Origin of the sequence: Enterobacter chengduensis, from assembly GCF_001984825.2 — a bacterium.
Taxonomy (GTDB): domain Bacteria; phylum Pseudomonadota; class Gammaproteobacteria; order Enterobacterales; family Enterobacteriaceae; genus Enterobacter; species Enterobacter chengduensis.
Genome location: NZ_CP043318.1, coordinates 2,935,048 through 2,956,512, shown reverse-complemented (window position 1 = coordinate 2,956,512; position 21,465 = coordinate 2,935,048). Strand labels below are relative to the sequence as shown.

Annotated in this window: 20 protein-coding genes; 19 read left to right on the top strand and 1 reads right to left on the bottom strand. The window is 57.8% G+C overall.

Annotated elements, in window-relative coordinates; all coding sequences use genetic code 11:
- Window positions 1-6: 6 nt before the first annotated feature.
- Window positions 7-2,295: an FdhF/YdeP family oxidoreductase gene (locus FY206_RS14360; protein ID WP_032641147.1), complete on the bottom strand. Its 2,289-nt coding sequence runs from the start codon at window positions 2,293-2,295 to the stop codon at window positions 7-9.
- A gap of 1,002 nt (window positions 2,296-3,297) precedes the next feature.
- Between FY206_RS14360 and FY206_RS14355 the strand changes: the two genes are divergently transcribed.
- The 19 genes from FY206_RS14355 to FY206_RS14265 all read left to right on the top strand — a co-directional run bounded on the left by FY206_RS14355 (window position 3,298) and on the right by FY206_RS14265 (window position 21,460).
- Window positions 3,298-3,792 carry a hypothetical protein gene (locus FY206_RS14355; RefSeq protein WP_032641145.1) on the top strand — a complete coding sequence of 165 codons (495 nt, stop codon included), beginning with the start codon at window positions 3,298-3,300 and terminating at the stop codon, window positions 3,790-3,792.
- 23 nt (window positions 3,793-3,815) lie between these two features.
- Window positions 3,816-4,319 (top strand): type VI secretion system lipoprotein TssJ, encoded by a 504-nt coding sequence (tssJ, locus tag FY206_RS14350; protein ID WP_032641143.1) that lies wholly within the window; start codon window positions 3,816-3,818, stop codon window positions 4,317-4,319.
- Between the two features lie 28 nt (window positions 4,320-4,347).
- Window positions 4,348-5,691: a type VI secretion system baseplate subunit TssK gene (tssK, locus tag FY206_RS14345; RefSeq protein ID WP_077064191.1), complete on the top strand. Its 1,344-nt coding sequence runs from the start codon at window positions 4,348-4,350 to the stop codon at window positions 5,689-5,691.
- Between the two features lie 17 nt (window positions 5,692-5,708).
- Complete coding sequence (locus tag FY206_RS14340) at window positions 5,709-6,947, top strand: DotU family type VI secretion system protein (protein ID WP_032641138.1); 1,239 nt, start codon at window positions 5,709-5,711, stop codon at window positions 6,945-6,947.
- Between the two features lie 3 nt (window positions 6,948-6,950).
- Window positions 6,951-10,571, top strand: a complete 3,621-nt coding sequence (gene tssM / locus FY206_RS14335; RefSeq protein ID WP_032641137.1) for a type VI secretion system membrane subunit TssM — start codon at window positions 6,951-6,953, stop codon at window positions 10,569-10,571.
- A gap of 16 nt (window positions 10,572-10,587) precedes the next feature.
- Complete coding sequence (gene tagF / locus FY206_RS14330; RefSeq protein WP_032641135.1) at window positions 10,588-11,304, top strand: type VI secretion system-associated protein TagF; 717 nt, start codon at window positions 10,588-10,590, stop codon at window positions 11,302-11,304.
- An 11-nt stretch (window positions 11,305-11,315) separates the two neighbouring features.
- Complete coding sequence (tssA, locus tag FY206_RS14325; protein ID WP_032641134.1) at window positions 11,316-12,332, top strand: type VI secretion system protein TssA; 1,017 nt, start codon at window positions 11,316-11,318, stop codon at window positions 12,330-12,332.
- A 75-nt stretch (window positions 12,333-12,407) separates the two neighbouring features.
- A complete protein-coding gene (tssB, locus tag FY206_RS14320; protein WP_008502644.1) occupies window positions 12,408-12,932 on the top strand; it encodes a type VI secretion system contractile sheath small subunit in 525 nt (174 codons plus the stop codon).
- Window positions 12,933-12,935: 3 nt separating this feature from the next.
- Window positions 12,936-14,435 (top strand): type VI secretion system contractile sheath large subunit, encoded by a 1,500-nt coding sequence (gene tssC / locus FY206_RS14315; protein WP_028018712.1) that lies wholly within the window; start codon window positions 12,936-12,938, stop codon window positions 14,433-14,435.
- Window positions 14,436-14,513: 78 nt separating this feature from the next.
- Window positions 14,514-14,723 carry a hypothetical protein gene (locus tag FY206_RS14310; RefSeq protein WP_045890533.1) on the top strand — a complete coding sequence of 70 codons (210 nt, stop codon included), beginning with the start codon at window positions 14,514-14,516 and terminating at the stop codon, window positions 14,721-14,723.
- A 61-nt stretch (window positions 14,724-14,784) separates the two neighbouring features.
- Window positions 14,785-15,189, top strand: a complete 405-nt coding sequence (locus tag FY206_RS14305) for a Rap1a/Tai family immunity protein (protein WP_229267764.1) — start codon at window positions 14,785-14,787, stop codon at window positions 15,187-15,189.
- The gene (locus tag FY206_RS14300; protein ID WP_032641129.1) at window positions 15,186-15,680 is read left to right on the top strand and encodes a T6SS effector amidase Tae4 family protein; all 495 of its coding nucleotides are present in this window, start codon (window positions 15,186-15,188) and stop codon (window positions 15,678-15,680) included. The genes FY206_RS14305 and FY206_RS14300 overlap by 4 nt, the downstream gene beginning before the upstream one ends.
- Before the next feature lie 25 nt (window positions 15,681-15,705).
- A complete protein-coding gene (locus tag FY206_RS14295; protein ID WP_032641127.1) occupies window positions 15,706-16,131 on the top strand; it encodes a T6SS amidase immunity protein Tai4 family protein in 426 nt (141 codons plus the stop codon).
- A gap of 180 nt (window positions 16,132-16,311) precedes the next feature.
- The gene (locus FY206_RS14290) at window positions 16,312-16,794 is read left to right on the top strand and encodes an Hcp family type VI secretion system effector (protein ID WP_014884229.1); all 483 of its coding nucleotides are present in this window, start codon (window positions 16,312-16,314) and stop codon (window positions 16,792-16,794) included.
- A gap of 57 nt (window positions 16,795-16,851) precedes the next feature.
- Window positions 16,852-17,394, top strand: a complete 543-nt coding sequence (locus FY206_RS14285; protein ID WP_032641125.1) for a hypothetical protein — start codon at window positions 16,852-16,854, stop codon at window positions 17,392-17,394.
- Window positions 17,385-17,792, top strand: a complete 408-nt coding sequence (locus FY206_RS14280; RefSeq protein WP_032641123.1) for a putative T6SS immunity periplasmic lipoprotein — start codon at window positions 17,385-17,387, stop codon at window positions 17,790-17,792. Before FY206_RS14285 ends, FY206_RS14280 begins: the two co-directional genes overlap by 10 nt.
- Window positions 17,793-17,875: 83 nt before the next feature.
- Window positions 17,876-19,651 (top strand): type VI secretion system-associated FHA domain protein TagH, encoded by a 1,776-nt coding sequence (gene tagH, locus FY206_RS14275; protein ID WP_077064192.1) that lies wholly within the window; start codon window positions 17,876-17,878, stop codon window positions 19,649-19,651.
- The gene (locus FY206_RS14270) at window positions 19,648-20,445 is read left to right on the top strand and encodes a PP2C family protein-serine/threonine phosphatase (RefSeq protein WP_014884226.1); all 798 of its coding nucleotides are present in this window, start codon (window positions 19,648-19,650) and stop codon (window positions 20,443-20,445) included. The genes tagH and FY206_RS14270 overlap by 4 nt, the downstream gene beginning before the upstream one ends.
- Before the next feature lie 16 nt (window positions 20,446-20,461).
- On the top strand, window positions 20,462-21,460 hold the full coding sequence (locus FY206_RS14265; protein WP_032641119.1) for a hypothetical protein: 999 nt from the start codon (window positions 20,462-20,464) through the stop codon (window positions 21,458-21,460).
- Window positions 21,461-21,465: the final 5 nt, after the last annotated feature.

The window sequence follows — 21,465 nt, the reverse complement described above, 5'->3', positions numbered from 1 at the left end:
GCAGCCCTACAGCATGCGGATCTCTTTCGAGCGCAGCGTGATGCGAACCGGAACGGATTTATACGACGGCGTGCCGCTGTCCTTGTCCAGATAATCAAGCGGTACCAGCACGTTGGCCTCCGGATAATAGGCGCCGACGGTGCCCGGCGCGATGCTGTACGCCACCACGGTAATGTCGTTCAGGCGCTGAACGCTGCCGGGGAGGGCGGTTTCGATATCCACGCGGTCGCCGTGCTCCAGCCCTGACTGCGCCATGTCCTCTTCGTTCATAAACAGCACGTCGCGGCGGCCAAAAACGCCGCGGTAGCGGTCGTCCAGGGCGTAAATGGTGGTGTTGTACTGGTCGTGGCTGCGCAGGGTGATCAGGCGCAGAACGTGCTCACCTTCACCGCTGGCGTTTTCGTGCACGCCGTCGAACACCGAGAACATCGCTTTGCCCGTCGCCGTCGGCCAGATTCGCTGCGTCGGCGGCAGCGGCATACGGAAGCCGCCGGGCACGCGGATCCGCGCATTGTAGTGCTCGAAGCCCGGAATGGTCTGCTCGATCAGCTCGCGAATGCGGTCGTAATCCTCAACCAGCGTCAGCCAGTCCACGCGGGTTTCCGTCAGGGTCGCTTTCGCCATGCCGGCGACGATAGCGGGTTCCGAACGGAGCAGCGGCGAGGCGGGCTTCAGCTTGCCGGATGAGGCATGCACCATCGACATCGAGTCTTCGACGGTAATGGACTGACGCCCGGTGGCCTGAATATCCAGCTCCGTGCGGCCAAGGCACGGAAAAATAAAGGTCTCCTTGCCCACCAGCAGATGGGTTCGGTTCAGCTTGGTGCCGACGTGGACGCTTAAATCCAGGCTGCCCATCGCCGGGAAGCCCCGCTCGTGATCGGGCATCGCCACCGCAAAATTACCGCCGAGGCAGATAAGCGCCTTCGCGCGGCCGTCGATCATCGCCTGTGTGGCCTGTACCGCATCGTGTCCGTGGTGAGACGGCGGCTCAAAGCCGAACACGTCTTTCAGACGGTTCAGAAATGCCGGCGTAGGCTTCTCGCTAATCCCGACGGTGCGGTTACCCTGCACGTTCGAGTGACCGCGAAGGGGGCAGATACCCGCGCCGGGCTTGCCGATATTGCCGCGCAGCAGCAGCAGGTCGGCGATCAGGCGGACGTTTGCCGTACCTTTATTGTGCTGGGTAATCCCCATTCCGTAAGTAATGATGGTGGCATTCGATTTCGCATAGGCCTCGGCCACCTGTTTGAGCGCCGACTGGCTCAGGCCTGACTCGCGTTCGATCTCGTCCCAGCGGGTCTGCGCGATATCGGCGGAGAAGTCCTCAATGCCCTGGGTGTGCTCGGCAATAAAGGCGCGATCCAGCACGTCACCGCGTTCGGCCTCCATTTCCAGCAGGTGTTTAGCAATGCCTTTCAGCGCGGCGGCATCGCCTCCGGCCTTCACCTGGAAGTAGGTGGAGGCGATGTCCGTGGAGCTATAGGTCGCCATTTCAATCACGCTTTGCGGATCGGCGAAGCGTTCCAGCGCGCGTTCGCGCAGCGGGTTAAAGACGATAATCGGCACGTTGCGCCGCGCCAGCTCGTGGAGCGTGCCCATCATGCGCGGATGGTTCGTACCGGGATTATGGCCGATGGAGATCACCAGCTCCGTCTTGTCGAAGTCGTCCAGCGAGACGGTTCCTTTCCCGATGCCAATCGAACGGGGCAAGCCGACGCTGGTGGCCTCGTGACACATGTTCGAGCAGTCGGGGAAGTTGTTGGTGCCGTATTCGCGCGCGAACAGCTGGAACAGATACGCCGCTTCGTTAGAGGCGCGCCCGGAGGTATAGAACTCGACCCGATCCGGCTCGAGCCCGCGCAACACTTCGCCGATGCGCTGGAACGCCTCGTCCCAGTCGACGGGCCGGAAGGTATCGCTTGCCCGGTCATAGCGCAGGGGATGCGTCAGCCGGCCGTACCCTTCCAGCTCAAAGTCCGATTTTGCCAGCAGCGAGGAGACGCTGTTTTCTGCCAGAAACGCGGGGGTAACGCGCTTGCTGGTCGCTTCCCAGGTCACCGCTTTGGCGCCGTTCTCGCAGAACTGGAAGGTCGATTTGTGTTCTTTATCGGGCCACGCGCAGCCCGGGCAGTCGAAGCCGTCAGGCTGGTTAGTACGCAGCAGCGTCGCGGGAGCGTCAAGGGTATCCATTTGGGTACGTACCGCGATGGCCGTCGCTTTTAACGCGCCCCAGCCGCCGGCAGGACCGTCATAGTGTCTGATGCCCGGCACCGAGCGTCTCTTTTTGTTCATACCCACTCCTGATTTGTTCGGTCACACAGCGTCTGAACGGATAGCGCACTGCAGATAACGATAAGCGAAAGCAATGACGGCCGGATGGCCGATTGCACGCGTTGCGTGAAAAGGCTTTTTCTTAAAATGTTTCTATTACAGTGTGTTACCCGTTCTGGTGATTAAATATTTAAAGAAATTATAACGATTTTTTATCATTTGAATAATAAATCTTATCTATTGCCCGGTAGGCGAGATAGATGGCGTGAGCAGGAAAAGATGTAGCACCAGTAAAACTTCGAATGAAGCCCGAGGGTGGAGAGGATAAACGCTGCTCACGCCTGGCGGGCGATGGCGTCCATTTTTCGCTGGCCACAGTGCCGGAAAGGTTAACTGCGGCTTAATGATTAATGCGTATAATTTATGCCAGAGTGGGTAATTATCACTTCGTGAAATAAAGAGTTATTTTGCGGCGTGAAATTAACGTGCGCCACATAAGTAAAATATTTCCATTCAGGCAGAGAATTGCGCGGAATATTAAAGATACCCTGTTAGTGCAACAAATAATTCATTGTTACTCTATCCATCCGTTATCACTAAAACGTGAATTCTACTAATTATGGTAGTGGTCATAATAGCGTTATTGCGTTAATGAAAGTGGTTCTCTTTTGCGCTTTTTTTATTTTAAAACAATGCATTGCATGGTCTCATGGTGGGGAAATAAGAGAGTGTAGGCCGCGTCGGGTTTTTTTCATAAGATTAATCCTATAATTTCGCGACTGCTTCATTTACCAACAGTTACGTAACGGTAAATATTGAATTGAAGCGGAGCTCATGTAAACTTGTTTACCGTTTGTCAAAATATGTCAGGAAGACGCTGGGCCTTATTCTGAAGGGCTCGTGCGGTAGCTATGCCCTTAAAATAGTCACGCCCTGAAAATATCCTGGCTATTTTAACAATAGCACTTAAGTCAAACTTCACCCCCTTATCTTCATCATCGAAATATCGCTACGGAAAAGCATATGAAAATGCGCGTACTGTTTTCACTTCTGTTTGTAATGGCGGTGGCGGGCTGTAAAGCGCCGCAGAAACCTGTAATCAACGACGATACGATCGAGACCAGCCAGGTCAACGGCGTCACCTTAACCCACCGTCACGCCGTTACCCCGCCAGCGGAGTTCACGCCGGTCAACGAGCCTTATCGCGCTATGTACCCGGCCTCCCTGATGAGTCGACCTGACTTCGGTGGGAAAGTTATCCGTAATCTTGAGACCGGAAAAACCTACGTGGTGCTGGGGCAGGTTGAACACTACTGGATGGCGCTTGCCGATGAAGGTAATGAACAGCTGATTGGTTACGTCCCGATGCGCGCCGTGATCAAGGCTGACCAGTACGACGCTGCCGTGCGTAAACAGGCTATTCGTCCGAAGGCACGTAAAAAAGCGACCTGCGTCGACGTCGATGGCAACAGCAAGGCCTGCAAAGACAGCGCTAACGGTACCTGGATCCTGAACTAAACGGCTTTCATGAGCGCATTTTTATGAATCATAAAAATTTTCATAAGCTGTGGTTATTCTTTTACGCGGTGATTTTCGCCCTTGTCAGTGGCTGTACGTCGTCTTCACACAGCGACCCCTCCCGCTACAATCTGCAGTTTCAGGCTCATCCACAAATCAATGACTCTGCGCCGCTTAAGGTCCGGGTGCTGTTGCTGAAATCCGATGCGGATTTCATGTCCAGCGACTTCTATTCGCTGCAGAACAACGCGTCAGCCACGCTTGGCGCGAATCTGCTGAACAGCGATGTGTTCTTCCTGATGCCGGGACAGCTGTCAAAAACCCTCAGCGGGCAAAGCTCTCCGGAAGCCCGCTATATCGGCGTGATGGCGGAGTATCAGATGCTGGATGGCAAAAAATGGCGCGTTTCACTCCCTCTGCCCGTGCCTGGCGAAAATCATATCTACCAGTTCTGGAAAGGGTCCGCAGATGAGCTCCAGGCCAACGTTTTTCTCGACGTGAACGGCATTCGGGTCATCAGCCAGTAACGCGCTTCAAAACAGGAAACACATCATCATGACGAAAGCAGAAAAGGTCGTCTGGACCGAAGGCATGTTCCTGCGTCCACACCATTTTCAGCGGACTGAAAGCTATCTGCTCAACCATGTTCGTGAATGGGGTGCGCTACAGCGGTCCTATCTCTGGGGTTTTCTTGACGTTGAACTGGATGAAGCGATGCTTCGTCAGGGATGCATTGCCCTGAGCTACTGCAGCGGCCTGCTGCCGGACGGCACCTTCTTCCAGGTGCGTAACGGGCGCAACGGCCCTGTGCCGCTCAGCATCCCTGACAATCTCACCAACGAAAAGGTGGTGCTCGCGCTGCCGGTTCGTCGCGGCGAGAGAGAAGAGGTGATTTTTAGCGAAGAGTCGTCCTCGCTGGCGCGCTTCGTCGCCTTCGAGCAGGAGGTGGAAGACGATAACGCCATGTCGGTGGGGGATGCTACCGTCCAGTTTGGCCGCCTGCGTCTGACCCTGATGCTGGAAAAAGACCTCACGGCAGAGTGGACCGCCATCGGCGTGGCGTTTGTCACCGAGAAGCGAAACGACAACCACGTACGGCTCGACAACAGCTATATCCCGCCGATGCTGAACGCCAACAACAGCCCGCAGATCTACAGCATGAACAACGATCTGCACGGCCTGCTGGTACAGCGCAGCCAGCAAATTGGCGGTCGCTTGCGCCAGCCTGGCCGCTTTAACACCTCTGAGCTGATTGAATTTACGCTGCTTTCGCTGGTGAACCGTCATCTGGGTGAGGTATCGCATTTAAAAACCCTCCCGCTGCTGCATCCCGAAACGCTCTGGCGCAGCTGGCTGCCGTTCGCGACCGAACTCGCCACCTGGACCTCGCAGCGCGCCGCCGAAAGCGTGCTGCCGATTTACGATCATGACGATCTGGCAAACTGCTTCAGCAAGCTGATGCTGATGCTGCGTCAGGGGCTGTCGCTGGTGATGGAAGATCACGCGATTCAGCTGCCGCTTAACGAGCGCTCTCACGGCCTGAACATCGCCACGGTGCCTGAAACCAGCATGGTGCGCGAGTTTGGCTTCGTGCTGGCCGTCAAGGCCAATGTGCCGGGCGAACATCTGCAAACCCATTTCCCGGCGCAGATGAAGGTCGCACCGGTGTCGAAAATCCGCGATCTGGTTCAGCTGCAGCTGCCGGGCATTATGCTGCGCGCCATGCCTGTCGCGCCGCCGCAGATCCCGTGGCATGCCGGCTACAGCTACTTTGAACTGGAGAAGGGCAGCGAGCTGTGGCACGAGATGGATAAGTCCGGCGCATTCGCCCTGCACCTTGCAGGGGAATTCCCGGGGCTGGATATGGAGTTTTGGGCCATCCGTAGCCCGACAGAATAATAAAGCGAGCGCTTAATATGCAGGAACGACAGGACACCGGCAGTGATGCCGCGTTTACCGGAGCCAGTAGCAACAATCAGCTGGTGGCGGCCGCCAACCCGCTGCTCAATGCGATTCCGCAGATCCGTCATTCGGTGTCGCATGACGATCAGGTGGCGCTCCGCCAGCGCCTGATTGATGAGATTCGCCGTTTCGAAGTCCGCTGTCAGCAGGCGGGGCTGCCCTACGAAGTGATCGTCGGGGCACGCTACTGCCTGTGTACGGCCCTCGATGAGGCCGCCGCGCTCACCCCCTGGGGCAGCAGCGGCGTCTGGTCAAGCAACGGCCTGCTGGTGACGTTCCATAACGAAACCTGGGGCGGGGAGAAGTTCTTCCAGCTGCTGGCGCGCCTGTCGCAGAACCCGCGCGAGCATATTCTGCTGCTGGAGATGATCAACTTCTGCCTGCTGCTGGGCTTTGAAGGCCGTTATCGGGTGCTCGACAATGGCCGCACCCAGCTTGAAACCATCAAGCAGCGCCTGTGGCAGATGATCCGCGGCGTGCGCGGTAGCTATCCGCCAGCGCTTTCTCCCCATCCGGAAGATCGTCCGGTGCTGCGCAAGCTCTGGCGGCCAATGGTTCCCCTGTGGGCCTGCGTGGCGCTGGCCGGGTTTATCGCCTGTCTGTTTTATATCGTGCTTAACTGGCGTCTTGGCGATAACACCAGCCCGGTGCTGGCGAAGATTTACCAGTCCCAGCTGCCGGAAACCACGATTCAGCAACCGGCCCGTCAGCTACCGGCGGTGCTGAACCTGCGCGGCTTCCTGAAGCCTGAAATCGAGGCTGGCCTCGTCGCGGTGAAAGACGAAGCGGACCGCAGCGTCGTGATCCTGAAGGGCGACGGGCTGTTTGCCTCTGCCTCTACCGTCGTACGCGATCGCTATGAGCCGGTCATCAACCGCATTGCGCAGGCGATGAATAACGTCAGCGGCAAAATTCTGGTGGTGGGCTACAGCGACAACGTGCCGATCCGCAGCGCGCGCTTTGCCTCTAACTATGAACTCTCTCTGGAACGCGCCCGCTCGGTGCAGAAAATGCTGCAGGAGAGCCTCTCCCAGCCTGGCCGCGTGAAGGCGGAAGGGCGGGGCGAGATTAACCCGGTGGCGCCGAACACGACGCCTGAAAACCGCGCCCGTAACCGCCGTGTGGAAATTACTCTGCTGGTGTCGCCTGAAAACACCCAGGCCGAGCTGAACGGATTGCCGCAAGGAAACTAAGGAATGCTGACTACACTTCTTTCCATTTTGACCAACCGCATTCTGTGGAGCTTCCTCGGCGTCACGGCGCTGGCGGCGGTGATCTGGATGATTGGTCCCCTGCTGTCCATCGTGGACACGCGACCGCTTGAGTCTGAACAGAACCGCATTATCAGCATTGCCGTGGTCTACCTGCTCTGGGCGCAGGGCCACATTCTGCCGCGCCTGTACAATGCCTGGCTGAACCGCAAGCTGATGGACAAGCTTAAAGAGAACGCGGAAACCCCGGAAGCCGCGGACCCGCAGAAGCGCCTGAACAGCGAGGAGCAGATCCTCGCCAGCCGCTTTGATGAAGCCGCGCAGATGCTGAAAAAAGCGCACTTCAGCAAGGCGGGACAGGGCGCCCAGTGGACGCAGCGCTTCAGCACGCAATATCTCTATCAGCTGCCGTGGTACGTCATTATCGGCGCGCCGGGTTCCGGTAAAACCACGGCGCTGGTCAACTCCGGGCTACAGTTCCCGCTGGCGGATCGTTTCGGTAAGACCGCGCTGCGCGGTATTGGCGGCACGCGTAACTGCGACTGGTGGTTCACCAACGAGGCAGTGCTGCTGGACACCGCGGGCCGCTACACCACCCAGGAGAGCGAGCAGGTGCAGGACGCCGGTGAATGGCTGGAGTTCATGGGGTTACTGCGTAAGTATCGCCGCCGCCAGCCGATCAACGGCGTCATCATTACCATCAGCATTTCTGACCTGCTCACCCAGTCTGCCGAGGCCTCCCGCCAGCAGGCGGTGAACCTGCGCCAGCGCCTGTCCGAGCTGCATGAACAGCTGGGCATCCGCTTCCCGGTCTACGTGATGGTGACCAAGGCCGACCTGCTTAAAGGCTTCCGCGCCTGGTTTGCCGACTACGACAAAGCGCAGCGCGACCAGATCTGGGGCTTCACGCTGCCGTGGGAGCAAACCAGGCACGCCGATTACGACCTGATGGGCAACTTCCAGCAGGAGTTTTCTCTGCTGCAGCAGCGCCTCGACGCCGGGCTGCCGGAAACCATGCTGAAAGAGCATGACGCGAAAACCCGTGCCGAAGCGTATCTCTTCCCGCAGGAGTTCGCCGCGCTGCGTCCGCTGCTGGCGGACTATCTGAGCACGGTCTTTGCCCGCTCCAACTTCGAAACCGAGTTCTCTCCGCGCGGGATCTACTTCGCCAGCGGGACGCAGGAAGGGATGCCGTTCGACCGCGTGATGGGCGAACTGAACCGCGCGCTGTCGCTGCCGGAAGGGGCGGAGGCGGATAACTGGGATTCGGTCAGCAAAGAAGCGCCTATCCCGGGGGCGAAAGGTCAGAGCTTCTTCATTAAGAACCTGCTGCAAAACGTCATCTTCCAGGAAGCCGGTATCGCGGGCGAAAACCGCTGGTGGGAGCTGCGCAACCGGGCGGCCATCTGGTCCGGCTATGCGGCGCTGCTGGCGGTGCTCGCGATCCTGGGCGGACTGTGGCTCACCAGCTATGCCAAAAACAAAACCTACCTGGAAGAGGTTGATGCGAAGGTCCCGCTGCTCGACCAGCAGAGCAAAGCCTTACAGAACCAGCCGCAGCGCGATCTGTTCGATCTGCTGCCGCTGCTGAACGGCCTGGTCGACCTGCCGAAAAGCGACGCGTTTGACGTGAACGATCCGCCGATTTCCCGCCGCATGGGGCTCTATCGCGGGGATGACGTCAGCGACGCCTCGCAGTCTCTGTACCAGAAGGCGCTGGACCAGATGCTGTTGCCTGCCGTCGCCATGCACATCACGACCTGGCTTCGAAACGACAACGGCAGCGACGTGGAATACAGCTATGAAGCGCTGAAAGCCTACCAGATGCTGTACCAGCCGAAGCGCTATGACGGCAAATTCCTGCACTCGTGGGTGATGCTCAACCTGCAGCGCAACCTGCCGCAGAACGTCACGAAGGCGCAGCTGCAAGAGCTCGAATGGCACCTGACGCAGCTGCTGGAGCCGAAGATTCAGGCCTCCCCGTACGCGCAGGATGAATCGCTGGTTGCCCGCGAAAGGGCGATGATCGGCCAGCAGCCGCTCTCCACGCGCGTATACGGTCGCCTCAAGCGCCTGCTGGAGCATGATGAAAACCTCAAGCCGGTCTCCCTGTCCGACCTGGGCGGACCGCAGAGCGAGCTGGTCTTTTCTCGTAAAAGCGGCAAGCCGGTGAGCGAGGGCGTGCCGGGTCTGTATACGCCGGACGGCTACTGGAAAAGCTTTAACGGCCAGATTGACAGCATCACCACCGCCCTGCATGAAGACGACGCCTGGGTGCTGGGGGCCGCAACGGCGCAGGAGGATAAACAGCAGGTCGATAACGCCGTGCGCCAGCTCTACATGCGCGACTTTATCGCCAGCTGGGATCGCTTCCTCGCCGACATTCAGCTCAATAACAGCGCCGATCTTTCCCAGCGCATCAACACCGCGCGCCTGCTCTCCGGCGCTAACTCGCCGCTGCGCCGTCTGGTGCAGAACCTGAGCCAGGTGCTGAACCTGTCGCGCAATGCGCCAGCGCCGGAAGATGCGGCTAAAGCGCAGGATCAGAGCAACCGCGCCACCCGCACGCTGGAAGCGCTGTTCAGCAACAATGACGCGGCGCCGACCCAGGCCGCCGTGGTTACCCAGGCGCCGGAGCAGCTGGTCACCGACCACTATGCGCCGATGATTGAGCTGGCGCAGCCGCTGGAGAAGGGCGGGAAGACCATCGTGTTTGACGATTTCCTCAAGCAGGTGGACGAGCTCTATCGCTACCTGACCGCCGTCCAGGATGCGGCCAACAGCGGCATGCCCGCGCCGGGCGGGGAGGCAATCAGCCGCCTGCAGGCCAGCGCCGGTCGCCTGCCGGGCGGGCTGCAAACCATGTTCAGCAACATGGCGGTGGGGGCCAGCAGCGATACCCAGCGCCGCGATCTGGAAAACGTGCGTAAGCGAATTAACGTCGAAGTGGGCGGCTTCTGCCGCCAGGCGATTGCCGGTCGCTACCCGCTGGTGCGCAGCGCCAGCACGGAAGTCACCCCTGACGATCTCGCGCGCATGTTTGCGCCGGGAACCGGGCTGATGGACACCTTCTTTCGCGACAATCTGACCAATAAGGTGGATACCACCCAGGCCAGCTGGCGCTTTATGCCGGGCATCGACGGTAAAACGCTGCCGGGAAGCGAGGGGCTGCTGAGGCCGTTCCAGCAGGCCCAGTCCATTCGCGACGCCTTCTTTGCGAACGGCGCAACCACGCCGTCCTTCAAGGTGACGGTTCGCACCGTGCGAATGGATAACACCATCCTGAACCTGACCCTGGACGTTGACGGCCAGCTGCTGCGCTACAGCCACGGCCCGCAGGCGGTGCAGATCATGAACTGGCCGGGGCCGGGCGGCACCAACCAGGTCCGCATGCAGCTGGGGCTGGCGAACGGCAGCACGGCGACGCTGACGACCAACGGGTCTTGGGCGCTCAACCGCTTCTTTGATAAGGCGAGCACCAGCCCGGGTGCGGGCAGCCTGAGCCGTCAGGCCACCTTCAACGTCGACGGCCATCAGGTCACGCTGGAGTTTGCGCCAAACAGCATTCGTAACCCGTTCCAGCTTCCCCGTTTTTCATGCCCATAACCGCAAGGACAGCCGTATGACGAATACCCCTGCGATGAACCGCTACAGCTGGTACGGCAAGTTACCCAGCGCCGGAGATTTTTTGCAGCGCCGCTTTCCTGACACTTTACAGCGCCAGTGGTCACACTGGTTCCAGGTCGGCCTTCTGGCCTGGCAGCAGGAAGAGCAGCGCAGCGGCGAACGCCAGTTTCACAAAGCGCCGGTCTGGAATTTTGTCGTACCGCCCATGCTGGGCAGCCAGATGATCCAGATGGGCTGCCTGCTGCCCGGCCGGGACAGCGTGGGCCGACAATACCCGGTTTGCCTTCAGCTAAGCTTCTCTCCGTCAGAATGGTCGACCAGCCTGCTGAGCCAGGCCGAAAGCTGGTACCAGCAGATTGGGCGCCTGGGGCTGCACGCGGTGCGCAACAGTTTTTCCGCCTCACAGCTGGATGAAATGCTGATGACCATTCCGGCGCCGCAGCCCGTCGAGCCGCAAAAGCGCTCCGACATCCTGGATGTGATTGGCTATGACGAGGACGGCCAGAACACGCTGGGCTGGCCTCAGGCGGCCGAGTGTTTTGATCCGCTGCGCCAGACCAGCTACTGGTGGACCAACCGCTGCGACGGTTACCCGCTTTACACCCACGTGCACAGCGGCAACTTTACCGGGCAGCTTTTCACCCTGCTGTTCGACCCGGCAGGCGGCGCCCGCCCGGGACGTCACGGTCTCTATCCGCCCATGTTTGAATAAGCAGGGATCTCATGAACATCGAAGAATTTCTCGCGCCGATAAGCGCCGACAGGCCCTGCGGCGAAAACCTGGAGTACGACGCTGACTTCCAGGCAATGAGTCAGGCAAGCCTTGGGAAAGCGGAACAGCAGTTTGGCGACACCATTATCCCGGCAGAGCCCGCGGACTGGAACACGGTCGAAAAATATGCCACCGGCCTGCTGACCCGCACCAAAGATCTTCGCGTCCTGCTGGCGTTAACCCATGCCTGGACGCGCCGCCGCGGGCTTGCGGGCTACGCGGACGGGCTGCTGCTGGTGCAGGAGGCCATCGCCCGTTACTGGGAGCCGCTCTATCCGCTGCTGGAAGAGTATGGCGAAACCGACCCGTTCTACCGCATTAACGCCCTGGCAGGGCTGAGCGATAAATCCGACCTCACCGTCGCCGTGCGAAACGCCTCGCTGCTGCGTTCAAACGGCGATGAAATCTCGCTCAAGGATGCCCAAGCGCTTCTGGACGGCAGCAAGACGGAGTGTCCGGACTATCCCGGCGGGCGTCCACGGCTGATTGACGAGCTTTCTCGCGGCAACCAGCCGGGAACCGCCACGGTTATCGTCATTAACGAACGGCTGCTGGCCATTCGCGAGCTGCTTACCGGGCATCTTGGTGAAAGCGGCGTGCCCGAGATGGAGCAGCTGCTGAAAACCGTGGGGCTGGTGGCGAGCGCCTGTCAGGTAACCGACATCAGCACGCTGCTGCCGAACCGTGAGGCGCAGGCCCAAACGCAGGCCGCGCCGCAACCGGCGGCCGCGCAGCCCGTTCAGCCGGTCGCCGACTGGCGCAGCGTGCAGGTCACCAGCCGCGCCGACGCGCAGCTGATGCTGGAAAAAGCGAAGCAGTATTTTGCGCAGTACGAACCGAGCCACCCCGCGCCGCTGATGATTGAACGGGTGCAGCGGCTGTCAGAACTTAACTTTATGGACATTATTCGCGACCTGGCGCCAGACGGCGTTAACCAGCTGGAAAACATCTTTGGGCGCCGCGAATAGCGCGTCCAGGCATTATGACGACAGGCATGGAGCCTGCCGTTTCACCTTCACCGCGCATCTTTGATGGAGAACATCATGGCAATGAGTAACAGTGGGCAGAAATTCATCGCACGTAACCGTGCCCCCCGCGTGCAGATCGAGTACGACGTAGAGATCTACGGTGCAGAACGTAAAATTCAGCTGCCGTTTGTGATGGGCGTCATGGCCGATCTGGTCGGCAAACCGGTGGAAAACCTGCCGGCCGTCGACGAGCGTAAATTCCTCGAAATCGACATCGACAACTTTGACGAACGCATGAAGGCGCTGAAGCCGCGCGTGGCGTTCCAGGTGGATAACACCCTGACCGGCGAAGGCAAGCTCAACGTCGATCTGACCTTCGACAGCATGGACGACTTCCTGCCGGACGCGGTGGCGCGCAAGGTCGAGCCGCTGAACAAGCTGCTGGAAGCGCGCACCCAGCTCTCTAACCTGCTGACCTATATGGACGGCAAAAACGGTGCGGAAGAGCTGATCGCTAAAATTCTGCAGGATCCGACGCTGCTCAAATCCCTGAGCCAGTTGCCGAAAAATGACGAAAGTGCGAAAGGTAGCGAGGAATAATCGATGAGCAACCAGACTCAACAACACGAGCAGCAGGCGGGTCAGGCGTTCAGCCAGGATGAATTCAGCGCGCTGCTGAACAAAGAGTTCCGCCCGAAAACCGACCAGGCGCGTTCCGCCGTAGAAAGCGCGGTGAAAACCCTGGCGCAGCAGGCGCTGGAAAATACCGTCACCTTCTCGAACGATACCTACCGCACCATTCAGAACCTGATTGCCGGTATCGACGAGCAGCTCTCGCAGCAGGTGAACCAGATCATTCACCACGACGAGTTCCAGAAGCTGGAGAGCGCCTGGCGCGGCTTGAGCTACCTGGTGAACAACACTGAAACCGACGAGATGCTGAAGATCCGCTTTATGAGCATCTCCAAGCAGGAGCTGGGCCGCACCCTGAAGCGCTACAAGGGCGTGGGCTGGGACCAGAGCCCGATCTTCAAGAAAATCTACGAGCAGGAGTACGGTCAGTTCGGCGGCGAGCCGTTTGGCTGCATCGTGGGCGACTACTACTTCGACCACAGCCCGCAGGACGTTGAGCTGCTGGGAGAAATGGCGCGCATCGGCTCTGCGGCGCACTGTCCGTTCATCACCGGTACCGCGCCGGGCGTGATGCAGATGGAGTCCTGGCAGGAGCTGGCCAACCCGCGCGACCTGACCAAAATCTTCCAGAACACCGAATACGCCGCCTGGCGTTCGCTGCGTGAATCTGAAGACGCCCGCTACCTGGGCCTGGTGATGCCGCGCTTCCTGTCGCGCCTGCCGTACGGCATTCGCACCAACCCGGTCGACAGCTTTGACTTTGAAGAGCAGACCGACGGCGCGAACCACAACAGCTACTCGTGGGCGAACGCCGCCTACGCGATGGCCGCCAACATCAACCGCTCCTTCAAAGAGTACGGCTGGTGCACCTCGATTCGCGGCGTGGAGTCCGGCGGGGCGGTAGAGAACCTGCCGTGCCACACCTTCCCGAGCGACGACGGCGGCGTGGACATGAAGTGCCCGACCGAAATCGCCATCAGCGACCGCCGCGAAGCCGAGCTGGCGAAAAACGGCTTTATGCCGCTGGTTCACCGCAAAAACTCCGACTTTGCCGCCTTCATCGGCGCGCAGTCCCTGCAAAAACCGGCCGAGTACCACGACCCGGATGCCACCGCCAACGCGCGTCTGGCCTCCCGCCTGCCTTACCTGTTCGCCTGCTGCCGCTTTGCCCACTACCTGAAGTGCATCGTGCGCGACAAAATCGGCTCCTTCCGCGAGCGTGAAGAGATGGAGCGCTGGCTGAACGACTGGGTGATGAACTACGTGGACGGCGACCCGGCGAACTCCTCCCAGGAGACCAAGTCCCGCAAGCCGCTGGCGGCTGCGGAAGTGCAGGTGCAGGAGATTGAAGACAACCCGGGCTACTACGCCGCGAAGTTCTTCCTGCGTCCGCACTACCAGCTGGAAGGTCTGACCGTTTCCCTGCGTCTGGTTTCTAAACTGCCGTCGCTGAAGACGAAGGATGCGTGATGATAGCTGCCGGTCCGTAAGGGCCGGCACTATGACGCGTAATATGAAACAGATAATGAATTTAAAGGGAAATTGTTGATGAAAAAATTCATTATCTATTTCATCGCTTATTTATTGCTTTTGATGTCGGCAATGGTGTTTTTTACCGCATGCGGTTACTACCTGTTAATCTTTGACTGGCAACAGGGGGGGTTGAGAGCGATGTTGCACGGGCTTTTGCTTGTCGGATGTATTGCTCTTGCGATGTGCATATACGCTACCGGTGAGAAAATCAAAAAGTGTTGTTAATCCTTCACTGACCACGTTTAGTTATGCTGAAAGAGAAATCTAATCTGGAGCAGGAGAAACAATGAAGTTACTTACCCTACATGTTTTGCTGTTTACCGGTCTATTGGGAGCGACGCCATTATGGGCTGCTAATGGCCAGAATGACTCATCAAATCTTCTACGCGACCCTAATACACTGTCCCGTAATGATGTACAAATGAGCGGGGAAAAGTTTCTTTCAGCGTGGCTCGCAAAAGATAACGAACAGGAGCAGCTTAAAGCGAATATGTATCTGCTTGGGGTAATGGATGCGACGGAGGGTAAATCCTGGTGTGGATATACGGTCGCATTGCCCGGTTCATTACGAGAGAGCATTTACAGCTATTTCAAAAAATTGCCTGAAAACCGTAAGAAAGAACCTGCAGCATTGTTAATCACCGAGGCTCTGGCACAGGATTTACCGTGCAAAAAAGGAGTTCAATCATGAAACCGTTGTATGCACAGTTAAAAGCACAACATTACTCCTCTAACGAATCGCGGCCGGGTTATGTCCCTCGGGATGATCTCTTTAACGAAATAGGTTACGACGCAAGCGTGCTCATTAAGTCTAATCCGGGGTATATGAATACTTGCGCAGTGCGAATGAGCCTTGCTCTCTTAAAGTGTGATGTTAAATTTGAAGGGCGTTTGGCTATAAAGAGTGGGCCATATAAGGGTAAAAAACTTGAACCTGGTGCGAAGCTTTTGGCTGATCAGCTCTATAAAGCGAGTGTGTTTGGCAAGGCAGAAATCTATACTGATATTCGAGAGGCAGGTCAAAAACTCCGTAACCGCAAAGGTGTGATTTTCTTCAACCGTATAACTAATTATAACGGTGGACACATCGACCTATTAGAACCGGTAGGGGATAATATGATGCAGTGCAATTCCGATTGTTACACCGACTGTAAAGAGATTTGGTTCTGGGAACTGAGATAGCGCTATACCGTAAAAAGATATCGCCATGTTTAAAAAAATACTTTATCTGTTTCTTTTTCTGACTAGTTGCTCATCTTATTCTGCTAATACGGGCCTTCAATTCTTCCATCAACAAACTTACAGACAGGTGATGAAAGATTACGTTCTGGCACGCTGTCTTGCAGAGGTGGCAGACGACGGTGGCCAGTTTTCTGCTGATGCAGGGCTCAGCGCAAGCGCACTTCTGGAGTGGATGCCCTTCGATGTTGAAAATGGCATGGGGAAAATTGAGGCTGTGATAAATAAATATAAAGACGAAAAGAACAGCTTTCACTCTGAACGTTCACAAAAAATCAAAGGCGTAACGTTAAATTGTCTCCGTCTTTATCATAGCGACGAATTGAATAAACTGGTTCCTCAGGTAATAGTTGGCGATCCTGACCGCACCTGGATTCAGGATAACCCGCAGTAGTAAAAGACTTCACATTCCTTCTTTTCATTCAGAGGGAATGTAAGACTGTCAAATGACACGGGTCATTTGATGTGAGGCAGAGGTAAAATATGGACGGTTTTATTCAGCCCCATGCTTTCCTGTTTGCCATATAAGTGCTTTTTCGAAAGCAATATTGTTCATCCACGAAGAGTAGATATTATGGCTATTGATATGTTTCTGAAGGTCGAGGGTGTTACGGGCGAATCTAAAGATTCTAACCACACCGGCTGGACTGATATTACCTCCTTCTCCTGGGGCGCTTCCCAGCCAGGTAATATGAGCGTTGGCGGTGGCGGCGGTGCCGGTAAAGTTAACTTTAACGACCTGCACGTTAACGCCCTGATCGACAAATCCACCACCGCTATCCTGAAGCACTGCGCCAGCGGTAAACACCTGACCAAAGTTGAACTGTCCGTCTGTAAAGCCGGCGGCCAGCAGGTGGAATACACCCGCATCACGCTGGAAGATGTGCTGGTGACCTCTGTTCAGTACACCGGTGCAGACAACGGCGATACCGTTGGTGTGACCTACGCGTTCCAGGCTGCGAAAGTGAAACAGCAGTACTGGGAGCAGACCACTGCCGGTGGTAAAGGTGCTGAAAGCAGCGCTGGCTGGAACATCAAAGAGAACAAAGAAGCGTAATCGCATGTGTGGCCGGGGAGTTTTCCCCGGTCATTATCAACCGGGAAGGAAGATAGCATGGCAAGTTTGCAGGAAGGAGGCGCCCGTCCTCTCACCATTGGCGAAATAGCACTGGCGCGCTCGGTTTTTGGTGACGCAATAAAGTACTCAGAAGTGAAAGTCCATAATAAAAGCTATTTGCCATTTAATATGCAGTCGACAGATGTCGCGATGACCCCCAACGGTGAGCTCTATTTTCGCGAGCCGCATTATCGGGATGACTTTTCAATAGAAGTTCCGCGATATAAACACTGGTTTATTCACGAAATGGTGCATGTATTGCAGCATCAGATTGGAATGAATGTTCGAACCCGAGGGGCATTCAGTTGGGCAGCAAGTTATAATTATTCTCTGCCCCCCGATAAAAAACTATCGGACTTTGGTATGGAGCAGCAGGCTTCTATCATTTCAGATTTTTATTATCTGATAAATTACGGTCTGGGTGATTTCCGAAACATCGCAGGTTTTGAGGGAATTATCGGACCCGACCTGAAGGATAAATACCTACCGGTGTTATCGTTGTTTATTCAAAATCCTAAAGATCGGCGGGTATGGTTATGAAACAGTTACTCAGTGTTGTAGCAATCGCATTAACGGTGAGTGCCTGTGTCTCTCATCCTGCACAATATCAGTCGCTTTCGGTTACGCTAAAGAACAACGAACCCTGCTTTGCTATTCCCGCTATCTCCGGGTTAGACGCGCCTGTCACCAGCCATTCGCCCACCATAATGAAACGCGCGGGAAATGAATGGAAAGCGATATCGCCGCCGTCAACGTTTAGCCCTGAGGTGACGTTAACGACCCAACAGTGTCACCAGTGGAAGGGGATTGCGTGGCAAGCCGGAGAATATGATGTTGCTCTGAAAGTGTCAGGGAAAAACGATTCTATTCGCTATGCTGCCCGTTTCACCTTACAAGAAGATCCTTCAGGCCAGTTTAAGCTTACGCAGACTGAATAGAATGTGTTAACCCCCAAACGCCGCCGTTTTCACCCCCGAGAGCGGCAGCGTTTGAGCGCTAATCATACCAGCAGGAATACGCCATGCGATTCACGATTATTTCTACGAAACCCGGTCATCAGCCGCCGCAGAGCAGCTGTGATTTTTATGCCCCGGGCGGCACCATTGGGCGCGGTACGGATAACAATCTGGTGTTGCCGGACAATGACCGCACCATCTCGCGCCTGCAGGCCATTGTTCACGTTGACGCCAATGGTGAATGCCGTGTCACCAACCGTGGCAGCGTCACCCGCGTGGTATTGAATGATATTCCGCTGGAGCGGGGGCGTCAGGTTGAACTGCAGGATGGCGACATTCTCGGTATTGACGACTACCGTATCGAAGTGGCTGAGCTTATCCACGACACGCAGCCCGTCAGCCGTATGGCGGCCAGCATGCAGCAGCAGGCGCGTCCGGCAGCCGCATCCGCGCCCGCTCCGCAGCCGAAACCGGCCAGTGCTGCACCGCGCGGAAAAACCGAGCCGACCGCCGTGCCAACGGAAATCTGGGATAGCCTGATGCAGGAGTTCTCCATCTCCGACAGCATCTCAAGCAACCGCACAAAGCCGCAGCCTGCGGCGTCGCACGACCCGTTCTCTCAGCCTGCGGCCCCGGAGCGTAACGCCGAAGATCCGCTGGCGATGTTCAACGACAGCGATCCCACGCTTGAGCGTAAGCATGTCGACCCGGACACGCTGTTCAGCGACGAAGCGTTGTTCAAAAAAGAGAGCATTTTCGACGACGTTACCCCGTCAACGCTGGTGCAGCCGGGCGAGACGAACCCCGTTAAGCCAGAGGAAGAGGCGGCGGATGAGCTCGATCCGCTGGCGCTGTTTGGCGGTAAGGCCAGCGCGCCGGCCGCGCGAAATGACGACCCGCTCGGGCTGATGGGCGGCGCGCCGTTAACCCATCCGGATGACGTGATTGACGATAAGCCTGCGCCAGTGTCGGAACCTGAGCAGGAAGAGGACGTGCTGGCCGATTCCCCGCTGTTCGCTCCTGAGCCGCAGGAAGAACCGCGTGCTGAAGAAGAGCCCGCGCGCCCGGATTACGCCGGCTTTACCCTGCCTACGCCACAGGCCGTTGCGCGCAGCAGCGCGCAGGCGCCGAAGGGCCGCCTGCGCATCGACCCGGTCAATAACGCTGCCTCTCCAACCGCCACGGCAAACAGCGGTGAGAAGGGCGACGTGCTGCAGGGTGAGCTGCTGGAGGCGCTGCTGGAGGGGATGGGGCTGAGCGAAATGCAGCCCGTTCCGCAGTTTGACCGCGAAAACATGCGTCAGCTGGGACAGATCCTCGGCATGTTCTCCCAGGGGACCGTGGCGCTGCTCTCCTCGCGTTCTATCCTCAAGCGCGGCGTAAAAGCCGACATGACCATGGTGCTGGACGACGCCAACAACCCGTTCAAGCTGTTGCCAACCGGGAAAACCGTCCTGATCCAGATGTTCGGCACCCCGATGCCGGGCTTTATGCCGCCAACAAAGTCCGTGCGCGACGCGCTGATCGATCTGCAGGCGCACCAGCTGGGGATGATCTCCGGCATTCGCGCCATTATCGCCGCGATGCTGCAGTCCTTTAACCCGGAGCAGCTGGAAGAGCAGGCGAAGCAGAACGGCATGACCTCGCGTCTGGCGCTGCCGGGCAGCCGCAAAGCCGCCCTGTGGGACTATTTTGTTCGCAGCTATGGCGAGACGGCGGGCGAGACGGCGGGCGAGATTGAGGATGACTTCCACACCCTCTTCGGCGAGGCCTTCCTTCATGCGTATGACATGGAGGTGAATCAGTACAAAGACTCACAGAGCGGATCGGAAGACAAATGAATATCGCAACGGCTTCTCTCTCCCGCCAGGGGACGCGCGCCAGCAACCAGGATCAGACGGGAGAAACCATTGGGGAACGTTCAGCCTGCTTTGTCGTCTGCGACGGCATCGCGGGGCTGCCGGGCGGTGAGGTGGCTGCCGAGCTGGCCCGCAACAGCATTATCTCCCGCTTCGATGGCGACAAACATCTTAATGCGCAGCATATCCGCGACTACGTGCAGACCGCGAACCGCACCATTCTCAGCGAACAGCAGGCCGTTCAGGACTATCGCCGGATGGGCACGACGCTGGTCAGCCTGTTCATTGACCGGGATTACGGGCTGGCCTACTGGGCGCACGCCGGAGACAGCCGCCTCTACCTCTTCCGTCGGGGATGGCTGTGGCATGTGACCACCGACCACAGCCTGGTGCAGCAGATGAAGGATGCCGGGCACCAGACCGACAACCTGAACAGCAACCTGCTCTATCTGGCGCTGGGAATTGAAAACGGCGGGCCGGAAGCGAGCTACAGCGACGTGGTGCAGGTGGAGGACGGCGATGCGTTCTTGCTCTGCACCGACGGCTTCTGGCACGGCGTCAGCGAAGAGCAGATGAAGCAGTCGCTGCATATGGTCAATACGCCGCAGGAGTGGCTGACCTTAATGAACCAAATCATTCAAAAGAATGGCGAGCAGGAGGGGAATGCGCAGGATAACTATACCGCCCTGGCGGTATGGATGGGCAACCCTCAGGACACCACTTTGCTGCACACCCTCTCTGACGCAGCACAATTTCTTCCCTGCGGGACTGATTAGACACACAAGGAACGATATGAAACTTTGGCTATCGGGTTTGGCACTTCTGGCGGCGACCTCTACCGCGCAGGCTGAGAATTTCCGCATCGTGCAGTCTCCTGCGCAGAAGCTGGATATCTGGATCGACAACATCAAAGACAACACGCCGCAGAGCTGGTGTAAGCCAGAGGTGGCGCTGCGCATCGTGGCGAACGGCAAGAAAGACGTCTCCGTGCTGGAGAACTTTGTGCCGCGTCTTGGCTCGCTGCTGGAACACCAGTGCAGCAAAGTGAGTAAACTCAGCTGGACGCTCAACGATCCGGCGGGGACCCTGCTGGCGCAGGGCACGGCAGGCAAAGCCCAGGACTGGGCGCTGGTGGTGAAACAGGAGCAGGCCGCGCCTGCTGAGACCGTCACCGCAGCCACCGCCAGCGGCGCGCTGCTGCCGCCGGACCAGGACGTGGCTTCCCGCACGGTTGCCGCGGACCGCACGCCGTGGCAGGAGTTTACCCTTCAGGACGGCTGCCACCTGCGCACCTTCTGGGAAGGGGGCGCGTCTGCACCGGCGCTCTTTATTCCCGATTCTGAGACCACCCGCTGCGGTAACGGCAGCTGGCTGAGCGGGCACACCGTCGTGTCGCTGTCCCGCAGCGGCGGACAAAAAGAGATGGCGGTGACCTACATTCATGGCTTCCCGGTGACCGGTCTGAATCAAAGCGCCGATCCGGAAAAAGCGCTGATCACCTCCGTTAACAAAGAGCGCATGGTCTTCAGCACGCCAGACAGCGACCAGAGCTGGATGATTCTGCCTTACGATAACGCCCTGAACAGCTGGAAGAGCAACGGCACCGTGGCGGTGGAGATTTCCCGCGAGACCGCCAGCGATGACGCAAAACTGCAGGCGCGCATCGCGGCGGTGAAAAAAACGTGGAGCGCCTGGGTCGCACCTGGCGCTCCGCTGAATATCGTGCTGATTGACACCCTGCGTCCTCAGCTGCGCGATCCGGCCGTCGGCGCATGGCGCGCGGCGAATTAAGGAGT

Excerpts from the sequence above, each read along its gene's own strand:
- FY206_RS14355 (WP_032641145.1), top strand. The coding sequence starts at position 3,298 with ATGAAAATGCGCGTACTGTTTTCACTTCTGTTTGTAATGGCGGTGGCG.
- tagH (WP_077064192.1), top strand. The coding sequence starts at position 17,876 with ATGCGATTCACGATTATTTCTACGAAACCCGGTCATCAGCCGCCGCAG.
- FY206_RS14285 (WP_032641125.1), top strand. The coding sequence starts at position 16,852 with ATGGCAAGTTTGCAGGAAGGAGGCGCCCGTCCTCTCACCATTGGCGAA.
- FY206_RS14280 (WP_032641123.1), top strand. The coding sequence starts at position 17,385 with ATGGTTATGAAACAGTTACTCAGTGTTGTAGCAATCGCATTAACGGTG.
- tagF (WP_032641135.1), top strand. The coding sequence starts at position 10,588 with ATGACGAATACCCCTGCGATGAACCGCTACAGCTGGTACGGCAAGTTA.
- FY206_RS14340 (WP_032641138.1), top strand. The coding sequence starts at position 5,709 with ATGCAGGAACGACAGGACACCGGCAGTGATGCCGCGTTTACCGGAGCC.
- tssK (WP_077064191.1), top strand. The coding sequence starts at position 4,348 with ATGACGAAAGCAGAAAAGGTCGTCTGGACCGAAGGCATGTTCCTGCGT.
- FY206_RS14290 (WP_014884229.1), top strand. The coding sequence starts at position 16,312 with ATGGCTATTGATATGTTTCTGAAGGTCGAGGGTGTTACGGGCGAATCT.
- tssC (WP_028018712.1), top strand. The coding sequence starts at position 12,936 with ATGAGCAACCAGACTCAACAACACGAGCAGCAGGCGGGTCAGGCGTTC.
- FY206_RS14300 (WP_032641129.1), top strand. The coding sequence starts at position 15,186 with ATGAAACCGTTGTATGCACAGTTAAAAGCACAACATTACTCCTCTAAC.
- tssB (WP_008502644.1), top strand. The coding sequence starts at position 12,408 with ATGGCAATGAGTAACAGTGGGCAGAAATTCATCGCACGTAACCGTGCC.
- tssA (WP_032641134.1), top strand. The coding sequence starts at position 11,316 with ATGAACATCGAAGAATTTCTCGCGCCGATAAGCGCCGACAGGCCCTGC.
- FY206_RS14270 (WP_014884226.1), top strand. The coding sequence starts at position 19,648 with ATGAATATCGCAACGGCTTCTCTCTCCCGCCAGGGGACGCGCGCCAGC.
- FY206_RS14295 (WP_032641127.1), top strand. The coding sequence starts at position 15,706 with ATGTTTAAAAAAATACTTTATCTGTTTCTTTTTCTGACTAGTTGCTCA.
- FY206_RS14310 (WP_045890533.1), top strand. The coding sequence starts at position 14,514 with ATGAAAAAATTCATTATCTATTTCATCGCTTATTTATTGCTTTTGATG.
- tssJ (WP_032641143.1), top strand. The coding sequence starts at position 3,816 with ATGAATCATAAAAATTTTCATAAGCTGTGGTTATTCTTTTACGCGGTG.
- FY206_RS14305 (WP_229267764.1), top strand. The coding sequence starts at position 14,785 with ATGAAGTTACTTACCCTACATGTTTTGCTGTTTACCGGTCTATTGGGA.
- FY206_RS14265 (WP_032641119.1), top strand. The coding sequence starts at position 20,462 with ATGAAACTTTGGCTATCGGGTTTGGCACTTCTGGCGGCGACCTCTACC.
- tssM (WP_032641137.1), top strand. The coding sequence starts at position 6,951 with ATGCTGACTACACTTCTTTCCATTTTGACCAACCGCATTCTGTGGAGC.
- FY206_RS14360 (WP_032641147.1), bottom strand. The coding sequence starts at position 2,295 with ATGAACAAAAAGAGACGCTCGGTGCCGGGCATCAGACACTATGACGGT.